Below are 20,167 nucleotides of genomic sequence, written 5' to 3'. Positions count from 1 at the left end.
CGCAGCTGAGCAAACCCAACGCCAAGAGGATCGTTGGAAGAATGTGAGGCTTCAACATCCTCGCAAACTAGACGAAATTCTTATGTCCGCAATCGGTCGGAACCGGCCGTCCCACCCCATGACCTTCGCGCAGATCCGAATCGCCACGCCATCTTAACGCTTGGCTGCTAATCTCTCGCCGATGACGGTCCATCCTGCCTTTCCGACGAATGCCGGCGAAGCCTTGCCGCTGACCGTGCGCGTCGTCGATCCGCTTTCGCTGTCGGACGATCTGGCGGCAGGGTGGGACCGGCTGGCCGACGACGCGAGCGAGCCCAATCCCTTTGCCGAACGCTGGTGCCTGCAATCGGCGCTGCATCTGCTCGATCCCGATCGCCTCGCGCGCCTTGTCCTCGTCCGCGACGGCAGTGGCGGGCCGGTGATTGGCGTCATGCCGATCGCGCCTGCGGCGCGTTACGGCCGCTTGCCGCTGCGCCATGTGACGGGGTGGGCGCATCCCAATCATTTCCTTGGCAGCCCGCTGGTTCGAGCAGGGTTCGAGCGCCTGTTCTGGTCGATCTTGCTTGGATGGTGCGACGCGGCGCCGTGGGCGCGCACGCTGCTTCACGTCCCGCGCCTGACCGAGGGCGGCCCGCTCCACTGCGCGCTGGTCGACGTTGCGCGCGTGCGCGGCGGCGAGGCCGAGGTCGTCCACCGCGAAGAACGCGCCCTGCTCGAAAGCCGCCTGTCGCCCGAAGACTATTGGGACGCCGCCGTCCGCGGGAAAAAGCGCAAGGAACTGCGCCGGCAGGCGAACCGGCTGGCTGAACAGGGCGCCGTGTCCTTTCGCCGCTGGCAAGCGGGCGAGGCGCTCGATCGCTGGATCGACGGCTTCCTCGATCTCGAAGCGCGCGGGTGGAAGGGGCGTGCGGGGTCGGCGCTCGCCAGCCAGGGCGATACCGAAGCCTGGTTTCGCGCGATCCTGACCGGCGCGGCCGAGGCCGGAAAGCTCGACATGCGCGCGCTCGATCTGGACGAGCGCCCGCTCGCGATGCTCGTCAACTTTCTCGTTCCGCCCGGCGGTTTTTCGTTCAAGACCGCGTTCGACGAGGATTATGCCCGCTTTTCGCCGGGCGTTCTGTTGCAGCAGGAAAATCTGGACCTGCTGAGCGACCCGCGCATCGACTGGGTCGACAGTTGTGCCGCGCCCGGCCATCCGATGATCGACAGTGTGTGGCGCGAACGACGCGCGCTTGTGTGGGTCAATATTCCCCTGTCGGCACCATCGGACCGGTTGCGGTTCGCCATGCTGACGCGCGCCGAACGAGCCTGGCGGCGGCTGAAGACTGCCCCGACACCCGAAAATGAGGTAGAAAGCCCGTCATGACCGCACACCAGACGATTTCCCGGCCTGTCTTTCCTGCCGCAACGCTCGATCGGATGGCCGCGCTCTATCCGCTGCAGGCGGGACTGCTCCACCATCATCTGCCCGACCATCCGCTGCTGTCGCTCGAAGCGCTCGCGACGCTCGGGGAAAGCCTGCCCGCAAGCGAGGTCGAATATAATCCGGGCAATGTGCCGATCGGCATCCGGCCCGAGGATGTGCCATCGAACGGCCTGTCGATCGGCGAAACGATCCGTGGCATCGACAGCAACAACAGCTGGGCAGTGCTCAAGAATATCGAGAATGTTCCCGCCTATCGCGCCTTGCTGATGGACCTGCTCGGCGAACTCGAGCCGGTCGTCGAACCGCGCACCGGGGCGATGCTGACGCCGCAGGGGTTCATCTTCATTTCGTCGCCGGGATCGATTACGCCGTTCCACTTCGATCCCGAACATAATATCCTGCTGCAACTGCGCGGTACGAAGGTGATGAACGTCTGGCCTGCGGGCGACGAACGCTTTGCGCATCGCCGCGAGCATGAACGCTATCACGGTGGCGGCCATCGCAACCTGCCGTGGAACGACGATTATCGCAGCGATGCGCAGCAGATTCCGCTCGGCCCCGGCGACGCAGTGCTGATGCCGGTGATGGCGCCGCATTTCGTCGCGAATGGCGATGCGCCGTCGATATCGCTGTCGATCACCTGGCGCAGCGAATGGAGCTATCGCGAATCCGAAGCGCATGCCGCCAATGCCGCGCTGCGCCGCATCGGGCTCGACCCCGCGATGCCGCCGCGCTGGCCGAGCTATGCCTGGGCGCGATCGGTCGGCTGGCGCATCGCGCGAAAGCTCAAACTGGTGTCGTGATGCTCCGGTTTCCGGCATTCATGCCGACCGAAACGCCCCCCATGACAGATTGCTTTCAATTGCCGCCAATTGCGGTTATGGGCGCGCATCCTGATATTTCGAGCCCATAGAGGATAGATGGCGAAAGAAGAACTTCTGGAAATGCGCGGCCAGGTGGTCGAACTGCTGCCCAACGCGATGTTTCGCGTCAAACTGGAAAACGACCACGAGATTCTGGGCCACACGGCCGGCAAGATGCGCAAGAACCGCATCCGCGTGCTTGTCGGCGACGAGGTCCTCGTCGAACTCACGCCCTATGACCTGACCAAGGGTCGGATCACCTATCGCTTCAAGTGAGTGGGCAGGCGACCATGCCCGCCCTCGTGCTTGCGTCGTCTTCGCCGCGCCGGCGCGAATTGCTCGCGCGCATCGGTGTGGTCCCGGCACGCATCGCATCTCCGGACATCGAAGAAACGCCGAGGAAGGGCGAACTGCCGCGCGATTATGTCACGCGGCTCGCCCGCGACAAGGCCCTCGCAGTCGACCGCGCAGCGGGTGAAGTCGTGCTGGCAGGCGACACGACCGTCGCAGTCGGGCGTCGCCTTCTTGAAAAACCGGCCGACGAGGCCGACTTGCGCCGCATGCTGGCGCTGCTTTCCGGGCGGCGGCATCATGTCTGGTCGGGGGTCTGCGTCATCGGAACCGACGGCAAGCCGCGCGTCCGCGCCGTCGATACCATTGTCGCATTCAAGGTGCTGAGCGCGGCCGAGATCGACTGGTATGTCGAATCGGGCGAAGGCATGGGCAAGGCGGGCGGCTATGCGATCCAGGGCCGCGCCGAAATATTTGTTCGCTTCCTGTCGGGCAGCCATTCGAACGTCGTCGGGCTGCCCGTCTTTGAAACCAGCACGCTCTTGGCCAGCGCGGGAATCCCTCTTGGCTGAATGGCTGTACGAAGCCGGGATCGGCGAGACTCGCGCCGCGCTGATCGAGCATGGTGAAATCGTCGAGGCCCGGATCGAGCGCGAGGACGAAGGTCCACGCCTGGGCGCGATCGTTGCGGCCAAGCTGGTCGAGACCGGGCGGGGCGGGAAGGGGGCGCTCGTCGCACTGGACGGATACGGGCAGCGACATGCGACGATCGCCGCGCTTCCGCCGCAAACCGCGACCGGCGCGAGACTTTTGGTCGAAATCACGCGCATGGCGCTGCGTGAGCGCGGACGGGACAAGCCGGCACGGGCGCGGCTTGCCGAGGCGGGGGCAGCCCCCACCGATGGGCCCGACCTGCGCGCACGGATCGCGGCGACGCATCTTCCTGTCGTCGAGTTGCGGCCGGGCGAGCCCGATCGGCTCGAACAAGCCGGCTGGTCCGAATTGATCGACGCGGCACGCGCCGGCCATTGGCCCTTCGCGGGCGGCGCGCTGTGGGTCGACGCCACGCCTGCAATGGTGCTGATCGACATCGATGGCGACGGCGACGCGCTTGCGCTGGCCAAAGCGGGGGCGATCGCCGCCGCCGCAGTGATCCGCCGCTGCGACATCGGCGGTTCGATCGGCATCGATTTTCCCTCACTTCCGGATCGCGCGGCGCGGGCGGCGGTCGATGCTGCGGCCGACGCCGCGCTGCCGCCGCCGTTCGAACGTACTGCCGTCAACGGCTTCGGCCTGATGCAGGTCGTTCGCCGCCGTGACCGGCCATCGCTGATCGAACAGGTCCGGTTCGATCCCGTGGCCACCGATGCCGCGATCTTGCTGCGCCACGCCGAGCGGGCGAAGGGGATCGGTGTCCTGACGCTAACCGCGCGCAGCGGCGTGATCGATCATATTGCGGCGCGCCCGCACTGGGTCGATATGCTGCAACAACGTATCGGCCGCGCTGTCCGCCTGATCGCGGACGCGGCTGCGAAAGGATCCGGTCATGCCCAGTAAATCGCCTGCCTGCCCCCTGTGCGGTGACCCGCGCGTCGCCGAGTTCAAACCCTTTTGCAGTCGTGGCTGCCGCGACCGCGACCTTCTGGCCTGGTTCGGCGAGGGCTATCGCGTACCCGTCGACCAAGCCCCCGACGGGACGGCCGATGAGGATCGTTTCGACGAAGGATAAAAGGCTCAGAAAGGTGCTGGACAGGACGCTAAGCCCTGCCTATAGCCGCCGCTCGCCAGCGCGGCCGTCCGGCCGCAAGCGCTTCGCCTGGGTAGCTCAGTTGGTAGAGCATGCGACTGAAAATCGCAGTGTCGGCGGTTCGATCCCGTCCCCAGGCACCATTTTCCCCTCATCCGATTTTTCGCTGTTCGTGCGGGATGCACTGCGCCTTGCCGTAGCGTAAACTGTTGCTTTTTAGCCACTAATCCGCCGAAATCCGGGATTTTCCGCGCGCGCGCGTTGACGCGGCAAGGCGGTGCGTTACAGCGGTGGGTAACTGCCGGGCATCTCCCGATAAGCTTTCAGCTGCGCCCGGATGGTTTTGGAGAGAGACATCATCATGACTTTGCGCAACATATTGTTGGGCGCCACCATGCTGTGCGCCATCACGACCCCCGCCATCGCTCTTGCCCAGGACGCCGCGCCCGCCGACGACGCGGCGGTTACGGTCGACGACACCGATTATGGCAACGACATCATCGTGACTGCGAGCAAGCGGTCGCAGACGTTGCAGGACACCCCGATCGCGGTGTCGGTGACGTCGGCCGCCGATCTTCAGAATGCCCAGATCCGTGACCTCATCGACCTGCAGTCTGCGGTGCCCAGCCTTCGCGTCTCGCAGCTCCAGTCGAGCGCCAACACCAACTTCATCATCCGCGGCTTTGGCAACGGCGCGAACAACCCCGGCATCGAGCCGTCGGTTGGCGTGTTCATCGACGGCGTTTATCGTTCGCGTTCGGCCGCCCAGATCGGCGACCTGCCCAATGTCGAACGCATCGAAGTGCTGCGCGGCCCGCAGTCGACGCTGTTCGGAAAGAATGCGTCGGCGGGTGTGATCAGCATCGTCACGCAAAAGCCGCAGTATGAATTCGGCGGTTCGGTCGAGGCGAGTTATGGCAACTATGACGCCATCGTGCTCAAGGGCGACATAACCGGCCCGATCAGCGACACGATTGCTTTCTCGATCGGCGGCAATTTCAATCGCCGCGACGGCTATGCGAATGACGTCAACCTCGGCACCGACGTCAACGATCGCAACCGTTGGGGCGTGCGCGGCCAGCTGTTGATCGAGCCTACCGACGCGCTGTCGATCCGCCTGATCGGCGATTATGACAAGATCGACGAAAATTGCTGCATCGCGGGCAATGTCATCGCGGGCCCGACCGTTGCAATCACCGACGCGCTCGCCGGGGGCACCAGCGTCGATCGCGAAAATCCCTTTTCGTACGACGTCTACAACAACTTCCTGTCGTCGAACCTGATCAAGAATTACGGCGGCTCGGCGCAGATCGACTATGACCTCGGCAACATGGCCCTGACCTCGATCAGCGCCTATCGCGAGGTTCGCGCCGACACCAATCAGGATTCGGATTTCACCAGCGCCGACTTGATCGGCCAGAAGTCGGACGATACCGCGATCAACACCTTCACGCAGGAACTGCGCCTGACGTCGGATTTCGACGGTCCGCTCAACTTCCTGATCGGCGGTTATTATTTCAACGAAAAGATCAAGCAGCACAGCCAGATCTATTTCGGCGACGACTTCCGTCCCTATGGCAATGCGCTGATCCAGGCGGCGAGCGGCGGGGCGCTGAGCGTTCCGGTGCTCGAGGCCGCGCTCGGCGCGCCGAGCGGCTCCTTCTTCCGCGCCGGCGACGGCATGGACGAATATTATGGCATGAAGAACACCGCATGGTCGATTTTCGGCACGCTGGATTTCGAGGTCACCGATCGTCTGACGCTGACGCTGGGCGGTAACTACACCAAGGACAAGAAGCGCTTCACGACCGATGTGACTGCACCGATGTCTTTTCGGGCATCAACCTCGATGCGCCGGACTATGCGCCGTTCCGCAACCAGCTGATACTCGGCGGCGCGCTGCAGCAGGCGGGTGTCAATCCGAACGATCCCGCGGCCGTCCTCGCATTTGCGACCAACCCTGCAACCGCGGCGACCTTTGCGCAGTTCCAGGCCTTCGCCAACGCCAACCAGAACAATCCCGCAGCAAATCCGCTCAATGATCTGAAGGCGTTCCAGTTCCTGCCGCCGTTCCTCAACGTCCCGAACGCGGTGGAAAGCGGCAAGACCAACGACGGCGACTTCAGCTACAGCGCGCGCCTCGCTTACGAACTGACCGACACGGTCAACGTCTACGCGACCTATGCGACGGGCTTCAAGGCGAGCTCGGTCAACCTGTCGCGCGACAGCCGCCCGACGGCGGCCGATTTGCCGGCGATCATCGCGGGCGGTCTCGGCACGCCGAACCTCGTTTCGGGCACGCGCTTCGCGGCTCCCGAAGAGTCGACGGTTTACGAAGCCGGCCTGAAGGCGCAGTGGTCGGTTGCGGCACTGAACCTTGCGGTGTTCAAGCAGTCGATCAAGGGCTTCCAGTCGAACGTTTTCACCGGAACGGGCTTCGCGCTCGCCAACGCGGGCAAGCAGTCGACCTGGGGGATCGAGTTCGACGGTTCGGTGCGTCCGGTACAGGGCCTGAATCTGAATCTTGCGGTAACCTACCTCGACCCCAAATATGACAGCTTCGTCGCCTCGGCGTTCGGCGATCTTTCGGGCCTGAAGCCTGCGGGCATCCCCGATCTGTCGGTCTCGATGGGCGGTACCTACACCCACGAATTCGCGGGCGGGACCAAGGCGATCGCACATATCGACTATCAGTATGAAAGCCCGACGCAGATCGTGGACGGTCTCCTGGGCCTCCCCGCGAGCGTCGCGCAGAATCTGAAGCGTGAGGTGAATCAGCTCAACGCGTCGTTCACCGTGGCGCTGACCAACGGTTTCGAACTGGGGGTCTGGGGCCGCAACCTCACCAACGCGCAATATCTGACGACCATCTTTAACGCCGTCGCCCAGTCGGGCAGCGTGTCGGGCTACCCCAGCCAGCCGCGCACTTATGGCGTGACCGGGCGTTTTACATTCTGATCGGGCCAGGGGCGCAGCGGTTCGCCGCTTCGCCCGGTCCTTTGCGGACAAAAGAAACCCCGGCCTCTCTTGTCGAGAGGCCGGGGTTTCTTTTTTGGCGTTGCCGCCGAGGCGTTTAGAACCGCACGCCCGCCGCAATGCCGTAGCGGCGCGGTTCAAGCGTGAAGATGTTGGTGTAATTACCCGACGACTGGTCGGTGATGTACAGGCCCGTGACGCTGTTGGCGTCGAAGACATTCTGGATGAAGCCTTTGACATACCATTTGTCGTCGGGACCGTTCAGCTGCAGCTGGGCGTTGACCTGGGCATAGCCCTTGATGCGGTTGACGTTGCCGTTGAAGATGCTGCCATAGCTTTCGCCGGTATAGGCAAGGTCCAGGCGCGGGACGAGCGACATGCCGCCGTCGCCGAGCCGCGCCGTATATTGCACGCCCGCGCTGAACTTGTAGTTCGGAGCTTGCGGGAGCTCGTTGCCCTTGATGTTGACCGGAATGCCGGCGGAGAAATAATCGATCCCGCCGAACGCTGCCGGATCCAGACCCGCCGGCGCGAAAGCGCCGGCAGCGGCGGCGTCCATGACCGAACAGATGCTGAAAGCGCCGGTCGAAGCGATGCCGCCATCGGCCGGGAACGCGGTCGTCGGTTGCAGGTTTGCGCCCCCGGCTACGCCCGGGACGAAGCCCCCGTTGATCACCTGCTGGACGCTGTTCACAAACGCGTTGACCCCCGCGACGTTGCCCGAAGAGGATGCGACGGCACAGTTTGCGGCGTTGGTGATATCCTTGATGATCACTGCATCGGCGCGGCCGCCGCCGAAATCGCGCGGGTTGCTGGTAAATTTGTCGTCGGTGACCTTGCTGTGCAGGTAGCTGAAGCCGAGGTTGACGACGAAGTCGGGGTCGGGCCGGACGATCGCTTCGGCCTCGAAGCCATAGATGTCGGCGCTGACATTGTCGTTGACCGCGGTGCGGGCGACGATCTTGCTGAGCTGCAGGTCCTTATACTTATAATAGAAGGCGGTGAGGTTCAGCTGGAGCGCGCCATTGCCAAAGGTGTTTTTCGACCCGATTTCGAACGCGTCGACCTGTTCGGGCTTGAAGCTTTCGGGTACCTCGAAGATTGGCTGTAGCGGCGGGTTGATGCCGCCTGATTTATAGCCGCGCGAATAGGAGGCATAGAGAAGGTTATCCTCGGTGACCTTGAAGTCGAGCACCGCGCGGCCGGTCAGCTTGTTGAACTTGACCGACCGTTCCTGGATGATCTGGTTGCCCGGCGTGCCGGGGTCGGCGTCGAACGAGCCCACGAACGGCGAGTCGAACGCGCTGCCCGTGCCGCCGTGCGGCGCAAGGAAGCTTGCCAGCGTCGACCGCGCCCGCACGCTCTTCTTGTCATTATTGTACCGCAGGCCCGCCGTCAGTTTCAGCCGGTCGCTGACCTCGAAATAGGCTTCGCCGAACAGGCCGTAGGACGTGATCTTCAGATCGTCGGTGTTGTTGCGGAAGAAAGGTGTCGCGAGGAACGACGGCGGCAAGGGCGCCGCGATCGTCTGCCCCGGATTGTTCGGGTCGGGAACGCGGTTGGTGGCGGCGGTGAACGCCCCCAGAACCCCAGTCAGATAATCGATCGGGAAAGCGTTCACATAATAACTGTTCTCGGTCAGGTGGTAATCGGCGTAGATGCCGCCGACCAGGAAGTTGAACGGCCCGTCGAGGTCGCTCGACAAAATACCTTCGACCGACCAGCTGCTGTTATACTGGTTCGACCGGTCGAACTGGAGGGACTGGTCGCTGCAGATCTTCTGGCCGCCGTAGCTTCCATAGCCGCTTTCCTCGGCGAGCGACGTACAGAGCTGGCCGTCGGGGCCGTCGGGAATGATCGCCGCAGCCACCGGGCCGAAATAGGCGTTGGACAGGATCGGGTTTCCGCCCGCGTCCACGCCCAGCGGAATGGGGTTGGCCGCGAAGAATGCGAGCGTGTTCAGTCCCTGCGCATAGAGCGAGCGGTTGCCGATATTGCTGTTGTAATCCTGCGACGCGTCGAGCTTGACCTTCTGATACTGGCCCGAAACCTGGAGCGAAACGGGGCCGAAATTATGTTCGATCTGGCCCTGCAACGTGAGTTCGCTGGTGAAATATTCGGGGGTATAGGCGGTGTTCACCGTCCGCGGATCGTCCGGGATCGTGGTATTGGCATAGACGTCGGGGCCATAAAGGCTGCCGAGCGCAAAGCCTTGCGGAATGCCGCGGATCGCCAGGAACTCGCGCGAGGTCAGCGCGGCGGTGAAGGTCGCATTGCCGTTGAAGGGCGAATTGTCGAGGCGGCTGTTGAGACAGCCGAGGATGCCGGTCGGGTCGCGTTGGCAAAGCTGTTTCTGGATGCGCGTGCGCCGGTCCTTTTCCCGGAAATAGGATGCGAGCAGATCGATCGTCGTATCGTCGGACGGCTCCCAGCGCAGCGACCCGCGAACCGAATAGAGGTCGCGATCGTCGATGCGCGTATTGAGGAAGGTGTTTTTCGTATAGCCGTCGCGGTTCAGGTAGATGCCCGCAACGCGCAGCGCCATGGTGTCCCCGACGGGGATGTTCACCATCGCCTTGCCCTTCATCGATTCATAATTGCCATATTCGGCTTCGGCGGCGGCTTCGAAGGTGCCGAGTTTCGGCTTGGCGGTGATGACGTTGACCACCCCCGACGTCGCGTTGCGGCCGAACAGCGTGCCTTGCGGGCCGCGGAGAACCTCGACGCGTTCGAGGTCGAAGAATTCGGTTTCGAACAGGCGGGTCGAAAACAGCGGGTCGCCGTTCAGGTGGATCGCGGTCGCGCTGTCGCAGGTCGTGCCGACGCAAAGATCGCCGATGCCGCGAATCGTGAAGCTCGCGCCCGTAAAATTGGTCTTGGTGAAGGTGACGTTGGGCAACGTCAGCTGAAGATCCGATGGCGTCTTGATCTGCTGCGCTTCGAGCGCCTCGCTCGAAAAGGCGCTGACGGCGATCGGCACGTCTTGCAGGCGTTCCGACTGGCGCTGCGCCGTGACGACGATTTCGCCGCCGAAAGCATCGCGTTCAACTTCTTCCGCCGCATCCTGCGCATAGACCGGTGTCGCCACCGTCATCGCAAGGATCGAGGTTCCGATCAGTGCCTTGAACTTCATTTACAGCCTCCCTTTTTCGAACCCGCGAGGTGCGGGAACGCCCAACTTTCAAATTGTGGTAAGGGGAGGGGAACCGACCAAGCATGGCAAAGGTCGCCGGGCCGCCATGGCCAGACGCGCATTGATGTCCCACTTGCCAGCTGTGCTGGTCATCGTCCTCTCCCGCCGGCGTCGGGGAAAAACGCGCGGCCTCTCCGGATCACGACCCGCTTGGGCGGGTTCTGTAATGCAAGACAAAGGTGCGCCGAGTTGACGAAAGCGTCAAGTCACTTGTTAGGCCCAAAAAAGGACGTGAATCCGCGCCTCTCGGAAAGGTGAAAAAGCTAAGATTCCGCAACGTAAAGTTGATGAGGGAGGACAATTTCTTTTGGTCCGGCCCTTGCTTATCGGCACCGGGACGTCGAAATGTGCGACATCAAGGCAACAGTGAAAGCGGGGCGATGAGCGACAACAAGACCGAGTTGGGACCGGACGGCAAGGTGGTCGTCCCCGATCATGTTGCGGACGCCGTGCGGACGCTGATCGAATGGGCGGGCGACGATCCCCAGCGCGAAGGCCTGCTCGATACGCCGCGGCGCGTCGCGCGCGCGTGGAAAGAATATTGCTCGGGTTATGCCGACGATCCTGCGATCCATTTGTCGCGCACTTTCGAGGAAGTGGGCGGCTATGACGAGATCGTGCTCCTGCGCGACATTCCGTTCCAGTCGCACTGTGAACATCATATGGCGCCGATCACCGGCAAGGCATCGATCGCCTATCTGCCCAAGGATCGCGTCGTCGGCATCTCGAAGCTCGCGCGCGTGCTCAACGGTTATGCGCGGCGCCTGCAGGTGCAGGAACGGCTGACCGCCGAAGTCGCGAAATGCATATGGGACAATCTCCACCCGCACGGCGTTGCGGTGGTGATCGACGCGCAGCACGGGTGCATGACCGGGCGCGGCGTCCGCACCCCCGGCGTCGGCATGGTGACCAGCCGCCTGCTCGGCTGTTTCCTCGAAGACGAACGCAGCCGCAAGGAAGTGCTGTCGCTGATGGGTTATTGAGAGGTCGCGCGCGGATAGTCGAGCAGCACGAGGCCGTCGCCGTCGTCAGGCAGCCTATGTGCGGGCGGTAACGACGCATTGCCGGGATAGCGTCCTGCAGCATAGGCCAGTCTCACCCGCGTCCCCAATTCACCGTAGCCGCGAAGGAAAACGCTGAAATCGGGATGGGCCGAGCTGCCGCCCGCGACGCGCTTAACCGGCAGAAGAACCTGCGCCGTCCGGCCGATAATTCTGACCCCATCGTCATTTTGCTCCACCACAAAGAGTGAGCAGCCGCCCGAGCCACACATACGACCGCCGTAGGGGTAGATCAGCGTGAGCGCCGTGCCGGGAACCGATGCCTTCAGAATATTCAGTTTCACCGGGCCAAATAATCCGTCGCCCGACCAATCTTCTTCGTCGCTTGCGATCTCGTTGCGAACCAGAGTTTCGAGATCGCGGGTGGGTCGTTTCTCTGCCGCGTCATGTGGCGCTCCGCAACCTGCGACCAACAGGCACGTCAGCAATATTGCTCCCGATCGACTCATCTCGCAAAAATTGTCTCGCTGTCGATGCGTCGTCAAAGAAAAAAGGCTCCGGAACCGAAGTTCCGAAGCCTTTTTTTTACTTGCGAGAAGAAGAAGCTCAGGCCTCTTCGTCCTCGTCCGCAGCCGGAGCCTCCTCGGCAGCGAGTTGCGAAGGCGGCGTCGCGTCTTCGAATTCGTCCTCGCTGTCGGGTTCGAGCGCGGCAGCAGCGGCCTCGGCCTGTTCTTCTTCGAACATCGCGGCGATGACGTCGATGCCCTGCTTCTGCATTTCGGCTTCGTCGGGCGAACGCGCGACGTTGACGCCGACGGTCACGACGACCTCGGGGTGCAGCTTGACCTTGACGTCGACGAGGCCGAGCGACTTGATCGGGCGTTCGAGTTCGACCATCGCCTTGGTGACGCCCTGGACGCCGTCTTCGGTCAGCGCCTCGACGATGTCGCGGACCGCAACCGAACCATAAAGCTGGCCGGTGTTCGACGCCTGACGGATCAGGACGATCTGCTTGCCGTCGATGTCCTTGGCGCGGCCTTCGGCGTCGGTGCGACGCTCGGCGTTGTCGGCCTCGATCTTCGAACGGTTGGCTTCGAACAGCTTCTTGTTGGCGTCGTTCGCACGAAGCGCCTTGTTGTTCGGCAGCAGATAGTTACGGGCAAAGCCGTTCTTGACGGTGACGACGTCGCCGATACCGCCCAGTTTCTCGATACGTTCGAGCAGGATGATTTCCATCTGTCCGCCCTCCTTACTTCACGATGTAGGGGAGCAGGCCGATGTGGCGCGAACGCTTGATCGCCTTCGCCAGCTCACGCTGCTTCTTGGTGGACACCGCGGTGATCCGCGACGGGACGATCTTGCCGCGCTCCGACAGGTAACCCTGGAGCAGGCGGACGTCCTTATAATCGATGACCGGCGCGTCCTTCGCGCTGAAGGGGCAGGTCTTGCGGCGGCGGAAAAAGGGTCGTGCCATGATGCTGTTCCTTATTCTTCGCCGTCGCGGTCACGACCGCGGCCACCGCGGCGTTCCTGCTTGCGCATCATCACCGACGGACCCTTTTCGAGTTCGTCGACCTTGATGGTGAGCCAGCGGATGATATCTTCGTTGATCGCAGCCTGACGCTCGATCTCTGCGATCGCTTCGCCCGACACTTCGGCCGACAGCATCACATAATGACCCTTGCGGTTCTTCTGGATCTTGTAGGCGAGCTGCTTCAGGCCCCAGGTCTCGGTCTTGTGGACCGTGCCCTTGAATTCGCCGATGACGTTGGTGACGGTTTCCGCCAGCGCATCGACCTGAGCCTGGCTCAGGTCCTGACGCGCGATAAAGACATGCTCGTAAAACGGCATGGTTTGCGTCCTTCGATTTGGCCGATCGCTGATTTCGCGCCAATCGCGAAACCCCTCCGGCTGTCGTCCGGCTTTGCGTATTGGTGCAAAGCAAACGGGGCGAACGGCACAAGGCCTCGCCCCGAATGAGGGCGCCTATACAGATTCGCGGCGAGAAAGCAAGGCTGCGCCTGAAAAGGCTTGCTCCTCCCGCTGCGACGCGCAACACCCCTGCCGGGATTGAGGGGGACTGAGATGTTGGAAATTGCTGCGCTGATCGGTCTGTTTAGCTGGGGGATGAACAGCGATCGGCTTGCGTGGAAACACGCCGGTGTCATCCTCCTGCTTTCGTGCCTGTTCGGCGGACTGGGTGGCCTGATTACGGGCGGGGAAGAAGTTCCGGTGAGCGTCGCCATAATCTTCACGATCGCGTTCGAGCTGGTTCTCGAAACGATCGTATTCTTCGTCGGCTTCGGTATCGGGCGGTATCGGGCGCGCAAGGCGAGCATCAGCAACATCGAAGATACGTTCGGCTAACCGCCAAGCCGGGCGAGCAACTCCCTCCCAAATTCGGTGAGCGTGTCGTCGCGCGCGCCGAGGATCAGGATGCGGTCGCCCGGCTTCGCTTCGTCGAGCATCGCGGCGGCGCAGTTCGCGCGGGTCGTCATATGGACGGCATCGCCGCCGCCCGCGACGATGTCGGCGACCAGCGCCTCGCTGCCGATGCTGCGGTCCACCGTGCCGCCGAAATAGACGGGATCGCACACATAGAGCTTGTCGTCGGACCGCATTCCAGCGGCGAAGCTGGCCGCCAGTTCCTTGCCCATCTGGCGCAGCGGGCCATATCCGTGCGGCTGGAAAAAGAGCAAAGCGCGGCCCGGCAGTTCGGCAACGGCGGCGAGCGTCGCGGCGACCTTGTCCGGATTGTGCGCAAAATCGTCGATGACGGTGATGCCGTTCGCCTGTCCCAGCACCTCATAGCGCCGCGCGAGACCCGCGAATTCGGCGAGTGCCTCGACCGCCTGCGCGATGGTTGTACCCGCCGCATGCGCCGCCGCGATCGCCGCGAGCGCATTGGCGGCATTGTGGCGGCCGGGCATCCGTAGCTTTACCTGATAGGCGGTGCCGTCCGCATGGACGGCGAAGCGGCACCCATCGGGCAGCGCCTCGAAATCGCTGCCGCGCACCGTTGCGGTGTCGCCAAAACCGAAGGCCACGACATTGCCGGCCGACACCAGCGGCGCCGATTCCGGATCGTCGGCATTGATCACCGCGACGCGCGCCTTCGCGGCGAAATCGCCGAAGAGGCCGTGCAACTCTTCAAGGCTCTTGTGGTCGAGGCTGATATTGGTGACGACCGCGACATCGGGTGCGTAGAGCGCGATCGACCCGTCGCTCTCGTCGACCTCGCTGACGTAAAAAGCATCGTCACCCACGAGCGCGCTGGCAAAGGGCCGGTCGTCGCCGGAGAAATTGCGCATCACCGCCCCGTTCATTACTGTCGGCTTCTTCCCCACGCTTTCGAGGATCCAGGCGATCATTCCGGTGACGGTCGATTTGCCGCTCGTGCCGCCGATGCCGATCGCCTTTTCCGCTGCGTTGAACAGCGCCGCATTCAGGTCGGCGCGCGTCATCCGCGGCAGGCCGAGCCTGTTGGCGGCGGCGACATCGGGGACACTGTCCTCGATCGCTGCCGACGCGACGAGAATTTGGCCCGTACGCGGCCCGCTGCCATCCTGCGGGAAAAATACGATGTCCTGGCTTTCGAGCCAGGCGAATTTCTCCGGCGTTCGCCCTTGGTCGCGGCTGCGATCCGACCCCGATACCGCGGCGCCGCGTGCGGCGACGATCATCGCCAGCGGCAGCATGCCCGAGCCGCCGATGCCGCAGAAGAAATAGGATTTGTTTTCGGCCATCGCGGCGCGATATGGCTTTGAAGGAGGGTTTGCAACCGGCACTCACCCCGATTTCCGTTCGTGTCGAGCGAAGTCGAGACACCCGCCGGAATAGCGCAAGGCCGAGAGGCATCTCGACTTCGTTCGATGCGAGCGGATATGGGGACTCATGCGTATAGGAATAGTCGCCCCCAGTACCCCGATCCTGCCCGACGATGCCGAAGCGGTGCGCGCGATCGCCAGCCTCGGCTATCCCGACGTCGAACTGGTGTTCGATCCGCAATGCTTTGCCACCCACGGCCATTTCGCGGGCGAGGACGGGCATCGTTTTGCCGCGCTCGTCGAGATGGCGAACCGGCCCGATATCGACGCGGTCTGGTTCGCGCGCGGCGGTTATGGCGCGTGCCGCATCGCCGAGGATGCGGTCGCGGCGATGACCGACGTCGCGCGTGGCAAGGCCTTCCTTGGCTATTCGGATCAGGGAAATTTGCTCGGCGCGCTTTATCGCGAGGGTTTCGACCATGTCGCGCACGGGCCGATGGTCGCCGACATCCGGCGCGAGGGCGGTGAGACGACGGTACAGCGCGCGCTCGACTGGCTCGTCGCGCGCGATCCGGGGGCTTGCGAAGCGGGGCTTACGCATGGCGCGCGCCACGCCGCGTTCAATCTGATGACGCTGTCGATGATGCTCGGCACGCCGCTCGAGCCCGACCTCTCGGGCCATGTCCTCCTCGTCGAGGAGGTCAGCGAATATCTCTACGCCTTCGACCGCGCCTTCTTTCATATGGCCAGCTACCTCGGCCCGCGCGGCCTCGCAGGTATCCGGCTCGGGCGCGTTAGCGATATTCCCGAAAACGACCGGCCGTTCGGAATGGAGGCAGAGGAGATTGTGGCCGGCTGGTGTGCGCGTACCGGCATCGCGTTCCTCGGCCGGGCCGACATCGGCCACGACGCGGCGAACAAGGTCGTGCCCTTCGGCTTGCATCGCGCGGGGTGAGCGAATAGGCGCGAGCCAATTTCAGAAAATACGCAGGGGACGCAATATGCGCGCATTCATCTTTCCGGGTCAGGGCAGCCAGTCGGTCGGCATGGGCAAGGCGCTCGCCGACGCTTCGCCAGTTGCGCGCGAGGTGTTTCAGGAGGTCGATGATGCGCTCGGCCAGAGCCTCTTCAAGTTGATGAGCGAAGGTCCCGAGGATCAGCTGACCCTCACCGAAAACGCTCAGCCCGCGATCATGGCGAACGCGATTGCGACGCTGCGCGTGCTCGAGAAGGAGGGCGGCGTGACGCTCGCCGCCAAGGCCGACTATGTCGCCGGCCACAGTCTTGGCGAGTATAGCGCGCTCTGCGCCGCGGGCGCGCTCGACCTGGCGACCGCCGCGCGGCTTTTGAAGACGCGCGGGCAGGCGATGCAGGCAGCAGTGCCCGTCGGTGTGGGCGCGATGGCGGCGCTGCTTGGTGCCGATATCGAAACGGCGCAAAAGCTCGCCGATGCGGCGGCCGAGGGCGAGGTGTGCACCGTCGCGAACGATAACGACCCGTCGCAGGTCGTGATTTCGGGACACAAGGGCGCAGTCGAACGTGCGGTGGCTCTGGTGAAAGATTACGGCATAAAGCGCGGCGTATTGCTGCCCGTCTCGGCGCCCTTTCATTGTCCGCTGATGCAGCCCGCCGCCGACGCGATGGCCGAGGCACTGGGCGCCAATGCGCCCGTCGCACCAATCGTGCCCGTCGTCGCCAATGTCACCGCGAGCCCCGTCAGCGACCCAGACACGCTCCGTGACCTGCTGGTGCAGCAGGTGACCGGCCGCGTCCGCTGGCGAGAAAGCGTTGGCGCGATGGAGGATATCGGCGTCACGCACTTCGTCGAACTCGGCGGCAAGGTCCTCTCGCCGATGGTCAAGCGGAGCGCGGCTGGCGAAGTCGAGACGGTCAGCGTCATTTCGATGGACGACATCGAAGCGCTGCTCAAGGCGCTCTAATTCCAAGATTTCAGGAGAAATTCAGATGTTCGATCTCACCGGCATGACCGCCCTCGTCACCGGCGCTTCGGGCGGCATCGGTTCGGCCATCGCGCAGGCGCTCGCTGCGCAGGGCGCGCGGCTCGCCCTTTCTGGTTCCAATGCCGACAAGCTCGCCGCCTTTCGCGATACGCTGGGCGACGATCATGTCGCCTTACCGTGCAACCTCGGCGACGGCGCGGCGGTCGATGCGCTCGTGCCGTCGGCGGTCGATGCGCTCGGGCAGATCGACATTCTCGTCAACAATGCCGGGGTCACGCGCGACAACCTCATCCTGCGCATGAAGGATGACGAATGGTCGGACGTCATCCGCATCAATCTCGAAGCCAATTTCCGCCTCGCGCGCGCCGCCGCCAAGCCGATGATGAAGGCGCGTTTCGGCCGGATCATTTCGATCACCAGCGTCGTCGGCGCGACCGGCAACCCCGGGCAGGCCAATTATGCCGCGTCGAAGGCGGGCGTCACGGGCATGACCAAGGCGCTGGCGCAGGAGCTGGCGAGCCGCGGCATCACGGTCAATTGCGTCGCGCCGGGTTTCATTGCGACCGCGATGACCGACGACTTGCCCGACACGCAGAAGGAAGCGCTCAACCAGCGCATCCCGGCGGGCCGGATGGGCGAGGGCAGCGACATCGCCGCCGCCGTCGTCTATCTCGCGTCGAAAGAAGCCGGCTATGTCACCGGCCAGACGCTGCACGTGAACGGCGGCATGGCGATGCTGTCCTGAACGGGATCGGGCCGGATCCGGTCGAACGGACCCGGCCCGCGGGACGAGCGCAGAGAGGGGTCAGAAGCTCGCCCGGGCTGTCAGGCGGAAATCGCGGCCCGCCAGCGGCACATAATCCTTGGTGAAGCTGGCGTGGCGGCGTGCCTCGACGTCGAAGATGTTGTTCGCCGACAGGCTGAGCGTCAGATTCTTCGTGTCGGGAAGCGGCCGCCAGCTCAGCGAAGCGTTAACGAGCGTGAAGCCTTCGGTCGGCGTCTCGAACTGCGCGACACGCGTCTGGTCGTCGGTCCATTCGACCTCGACCCGCGCGTCGACGCGTTCGCCCTGCGCTTCCAGCCCGCCGAGCACGCGCAGCGGCGGGATACGCGGCACATTGCGATCGAGCCCGGCGTTCTTGATTTTGGCGCGCGTCATGTCGGCGGTGACGTCGCCGACGATGTTGAAGCCGCCGATCTGCGCGAGGCGTGCGCTGGCTTCGGCTTCGAAGCCATAGACGCGCGCGTCGCGCTGGAAATATTGGAAGACGGGCAGGTCATCCTCCTCGGCGCCGGTCGCGGCCGAATAGATGAAGTTGTCGAACCAGTTCGAATAGCCGGTGAGGCTTAGATTGAAACCGTCGGTCTTGAGTTTGAACGAGGCTTCTGCGCCCCAGTTTTTCTCTAGCCGCAGGTTCGGGTCGCCGACTTCGAAGCTTTGCGTCGCGATGTGCGGGCCGTTCGACAGCAGTTCCTCGGCCGACGGCGCGCGGACGGCGCGCGAGACCGAGACGCCGAACTTCGCGCCCTCGAAAATGTCATAGGTCGCGCCGAACGCGCCCGAGAAGCTATCGAAATTGCGTTCGAAGCCCAGCGTCTGCGCGCGCACATTGGTCTTTTCATAGCGCGCTGCGGCTTCGAGGCCGAGCGGGCCCATCGTCAGTTCCTGCAGCGTGAAAAGCGCGAACTGGTCGGTCAGGTTGTGCGGGACAAAGGCTTCGGCGCCGATCGCATCGAAATCGCGGTGGCTGTACTGGACGCCGCTCGCGCCGCGCCAGCCACCCCTATCGTTCTGCGCAAGCTCGAGGCGGCCTTCGATACCCTGGTTGGTGAAAACCGTGCCGACCTCGTCGCCTTCGAACTCGGTGTGCTTGTAATCGGCAAAGCCCGCACGGATGCGCAGCTTGTCGAAGAAACCCTCGCCCAGCTCAACTTCGCCGCGCAGGTCCGCGCGCCATTGCTTCATGCCGATGGTGACCGGGCCTTCCTCATGACCCTCTTCCTCTTCGCCCTCTTCCTCACCGCCCTCATGGTGGTGCTCGGTGCCGGGACGCGCAGGCACGCCGTAATCGCTGTCGAAATAGCTGACCGAAATGCCAAGCTGGCCGCCGTCGTTGATCAGCGATAGCCCGCCGCCGGCGGTCCATGTCTCGCTCTGCGTATTGTCGATCTTGCCGCGCCTGCCGGCCTGTTCCGTCAGTTCGGCCGCCTCGTCGGCATGGCCTTCCTCGGCCTCTTCGGCTGCAAGGTCGAGCAATTCGCCGCGCAAGGCCGGGGCGTAGACGAAGCCTCCCGAACGGGTGTCGCCCGTCTTGCGCCAACTGCCATCGAGATGGGCGACGATCTGCGGGCTCAACGCGACGTCGATCGAGCTGCCGATATTGCGGTCGTCGGCCGCGGTCGCATAGCCGCCGATCGCATCGACATGGACATGGTCCGTGGGAACCTTGCGCGGGATCCGCCGGTCGAACAGATTGACCGCGCCGCCGATCGCCTGACTGCCGAACAGCAGCACGGCGGGGCCGCGCAGGATTTCGACGCGCTCGACCGTCAGCGGGTCGATCGTCACCGCGTGGTCGGCCGACGTATTCGAAGCGTCGATTGACCCGATGCCGTCGGTCAGGACCTTGACGCGCTCGCCCGAAAAGCCGCGCAGGACGGGGCGCGACGCGCCCGGCGAAAAGCTCGTCGCCGACACGCCGGGTTGCCGGGTCAGCGTGTCGCCGATCTGTCCGCGGATGTCGCGTGCCAGCTCGTCGCCCTCGATCACCGACACATTGCCGAGAATGTCGAGGCTGCGGACATAGGGGGCGGTGACGACGATCGGTTCGCCGGTGTGTACATCGTCGTCGCTGCCGGCGCTGGCACGGTCCTGCGCAAAGGCGGGGGCGGCGAGGAAGAAGGCAAGGGTGAAGCCGGCGGAACAAAGCAAACGCATGGGA

At 63.8% G+C, this 20,167-nt stretch carries 20 protein-coding genes and 1 tRNA gene; 14 read left to right on the top strand and 7 right to left on the bottom strand.

Going from position 1 to position 20,167, the window contains the following annotated elements:
* Nucleotides 1-160 precede the first annotated feature (160 nt).
* The 9 genes from ATE71_RS18755 (at nucleotide 161) to ATE71_RS23125 (ending at nucleotide 7,285) form a co-directional block, all read left to right on the top strand.
* Nucleotides 161-1,366 (top strand): GNAT family N-acetyltransferase, encoded by a 1,206-nt coding sequence (locus ATE71_RS18755; protein WP_235588074.1) that lies wholly within the window; start codon nucleotides 161-163, stop codon nucleotides 1,364-1,366.
* Nucleotides 1,363-2,229: a cupin-like domain-containing protein gene (locus tag ATE71_RS18750; RefSeq protein ID WP_058804861.1), complete on the top strand. Its 867-nt coding sequence runs from the start codon at nucleotides 1,363-1,365 to the stop codon at nucleotides 2,227-2,229. Before ATE71_RS18755 ends, ATE71_RS18750 begins: the two co-directional genes overlap by 4 nt.
* A gap of 117 nt (nucleotides 2,230-2,346) precedes the next feature.
* On the top strand, nucleotides 2,347-2,565 hold the full coding sequence (gene infA / locus ATE71_RS18745) for a translation initiation factor IF-1 (RefSeq protein ID WP_010162480.1): 219 nt from the start codon (nucleotides 2,347-2,349) through the stop codon (nucleotides 2,563-2,565).
* Between the two features lie 14 nt (nucleotides 2,566-2,579).
* On the top strand, nucleotides 2,580-3,152 hold the full coding sequence (locus ATE71_RS18740; RefSeq protein WP_058804860.1) for a Maf family protein: 573 nt from the start codon (nucleotides 2,580-2,582) through the stop codon (nucleotides 3,150-3,152).
* Nucleotides 3,145-4,137 (top strand): ribonuclease, encoded by a 993-nt coding sequence (locus ATE71_RS18735; RefSeq protein ID WP_058804859.1) that lies wholly within the window; start codon nucleotides 3,145-3,147, stop codon nucleotides 4,135-4,137. The genes ATE71_RS18740 and ATE71_RS18735 overlap by 8 nt, the downstream gene beginning before the upstream one ends.
* Entirely contained in the window at nucleotides 4,127-4,309 is a 183-nt protein-coding gene (locus ATE71_RS18730) for a DNA gyrase inhibitor YacG (RefSeq protein ID WP_058804858.1), read from the top strand. Before ATE71_RS18735 ends, ATE71_RS18730 begins: the two co-directional genes overlap by 11 nt.
* An 85-nt stretch (nucleotides 4,310-4,394) precedes the next feature.
* Nucleotides 4,395-4,470, top strand: a tRNA-Phe gene (locus ATE71_RS18725).
* Nucleotides 4,471-4,688: 218 nt separating this feature from the next.
* Nucleotides 4,689-6,212 (top strand): TonB-dependent receptor, encoded by a 1,524-nt coding sequence (locus ATE71_RS23130; RefSeq protein ID WP_321164291.1) that lies wholly within the window; start codon nucleotides 4,689-4,691, stop codon nucleotides 6,210-6,212.
* A gap of 206 nt (nucleotides 6,213-6,418) precedes the next feature.
* Nucleotides 6,419-7,285 carry a TonB-dependent receptor gene (locus ATE71_RS23125; RefSeq protein WP_321164290.1) on the top strand — a complete coding sequence of 289 codons (867 nt, stop codon included), beginning with the start codon at nucleotides 6,419-6,421 and terminating at the stop codon, nucleotides 7,283-7,285.
* A gap of 115 nt (nucleotides 7,286-7,400) precedes the next feature.
* Here ATE71_RS23125 and ATE71_RS18715 read toward each other — a convergent pair whose 3' ends face one another.
* Nucleotides 7,401-10,436: a TonB-dependent receptor gene (locus ATE71_RS18715; protein WP_152998849.1), complete on the bottom strand. Its 3,036-nt coding sequence runs from the start codon at nucleotides 10,434-10,436 to the stop codon at nucleotides 7,401-7,403.
* A 440-nt stretch (nucleotides 10,437-10,876) separates the two neighbouring features.
* Here ATE71_RS18715 and folE point away from each other — a divergent pair, with 440 nt between their 5' ends.
* Entirely contained in the window at nucleotides 10,877-11,479 is a 603-nt protein-coding gene (gene folE / locus ATE71_RS18710; RefSeq protein WP_058804857.1) for a GTP cyclohydrolase I FolE, read from the top strand.
* Here folE and ATE71_RS18705 read toward each other — a convergent pair.
* From ATE71_RS18705 to rpsF, 4 genes are all read right to left on the bottom strand, one after another.
* Nucleotides 11,473-11,985, bottom strand: coding sequence for a hypothetical protein (locus tag ATE71_RS18705; RefSeq protein WP_152998848.1), 513 nt, complete (start codon nucleotides 11,983-11,985; stop codon nucleotides 11,473-11,475). The genes folE and ATE71_RS18705 overlap by 7 nt on opposite strands.
* 118 nt (nucleotides 11,986-12,103) lie before the next feature.
* Complete coding sequence (gene rplI, locus ATE71_RS18700) at nucleotides 12,104-12,733, bottom strand: 50S ribosomal protein L9 (RefSeq protein WP_058804855.1); 630 nt, start codon at nucleotides 12,731-12,733, stop codon at nucleotides 12,104-12,106.
* Between the two features lie 13 nt (nucleotides 12,734-12,746).
* Entirely contained in the window at nucleotides 12,747-12,971 is a 225-nt protein-coding gene (rpsR, locus tag ATE71_RS18695) for a 30S ribosomal protein S18 (protein ID WP_037554562.1), read from the bottom strand.
* Nucleotides 12,972-12,982: 11 nt separating this feature from the next.
* Nucleotides 12,983-13,348 carry a 30S ribosomal protein S6 gene (gene rpsF, locus ATE71_RS18690; RefSeq protein WP_037554563.1) on the bottom strand — a complete coding sequence of 122 codons (366 nt, stop codon included), beginning with the start codon at nucleotides 13,346-13,348 and terminating at the stop codon, nucleotides 12,983-12,985.
* A 234-nt stretch (nucleotides 13,349-13,582) separates the two neighbouring features.
* Between rpsF and ATE71_RS18685 the strand changes: the two genes are divergently transcribed.
* The gene (locus ATE71_RS18685; protein WP_058804854.1) at nucleotides 13,583-13,864 is read left to right on the top strand and encodes a hypothetical protein; all 282 of its coding nucleotides are present in this window, start codon (nucleotides 13,583-13,585) and stop codon (nucleotides 13,862-13,864) included.
* On the opposite strand, the gene ATE71_RS18680 is transcribed toward ATE71_RS18685, so the two are convergent.
* Nucleotides 13,861-15,243, bottom strand: coding sequence for a Mur ligase family protein (locus tag ATE71_RS18680; RefSeq protein ID WP_058804853.1), 1,383 nt, complete (start codon nucleotides 15,241-15,243; stop codon nucleotides 13,861-13,863). The genes ATE71_RS18685 and ATE71_RS18680 overlap by 4 nt on opposite strands.
* A gap of 148 nt (nucleotides 15,244-15,391) precedes the next feature.
* Here ATE71_RS18680 and ATE71_RS18675 point away from each other — a divergent pair, with 148 nt between their 5' ends.
* Genes ATE71_RS18675 through fabG form a run of 3 tightly spaced genes read left to right on the top strand, consistent with a single transcriptional unit; the run spans nucleotide 15,392 to nucleotide 17,970 of the window.
* Nucleotides 15,392-16,219, top strand: coding sequence for an LD-carboxypeptidase (locus ATE71_RS18675; protein WP_058804852.1), 828 nt, complete (start codon nucleotides 15,392-15,394; stop codon nucleotides 16,217-16,219).
* Between the two features lie 46 nt (nucleotides 16,220-16,265).
* The gene (gene fabD / locus ATE71_RS18670) at nucleotides 16,266-17,204 is read left to right on the top strand and encodes an ACP S-malonyltransferase (protein WP_058804851.1); all 939 of its coding nucleotides are present in this window, start codon (nucleotides 16,266-16,268) and stop codon (nucleotides 17,202-17,204) included.
* A gap of 25 nt (nucleotides 17,205-17,229) precedes the next feature.
* Nucleotides 17,230-17,970: a 3-oxoacyl-[acyl-carrier-protein] reductase gene (fabG, locus tag ATE71_RS18665; RefSeq protein WP_058804850.1), complete on the top strand. Its 741-nt coding sequence runs from the start codon at nucleotides 17,230-17,232 to the stop codon at nucleotides 17,968-17,970.
* 60 nt (nucleotides 17,971-18,030) lie between these two features.
* Here fabG and ATE71_RS18660 read toward each other — a convergent pair whose 3' ends face one another.
* Nucleotides 18,031-20,163, bottom strand: coding sequence for a TonB-dependent receptor (locus tag ATE71_RS18660; RefSeq protein WP_058804849.1), 2,133 nt, complete (start codon nucleotides 20,161-20,163; stop codon nucleotides 18,031-18,033).
* Nucleotides 20,164-20,167: the final 4 nt, after the last annotated feature.

Source organism: Sphingopyxis sp. H115 (assembly GCF_001468465.1).
Lineage (GTDB): Bacteria > Pseudomonadota > Alphaproteobacteria > Sphingomonadales > Sphingomonadaceae > Sphingopyxis.
This window is presented reverse-complemented; position numbering and strand designations above follow the sequence as displayed.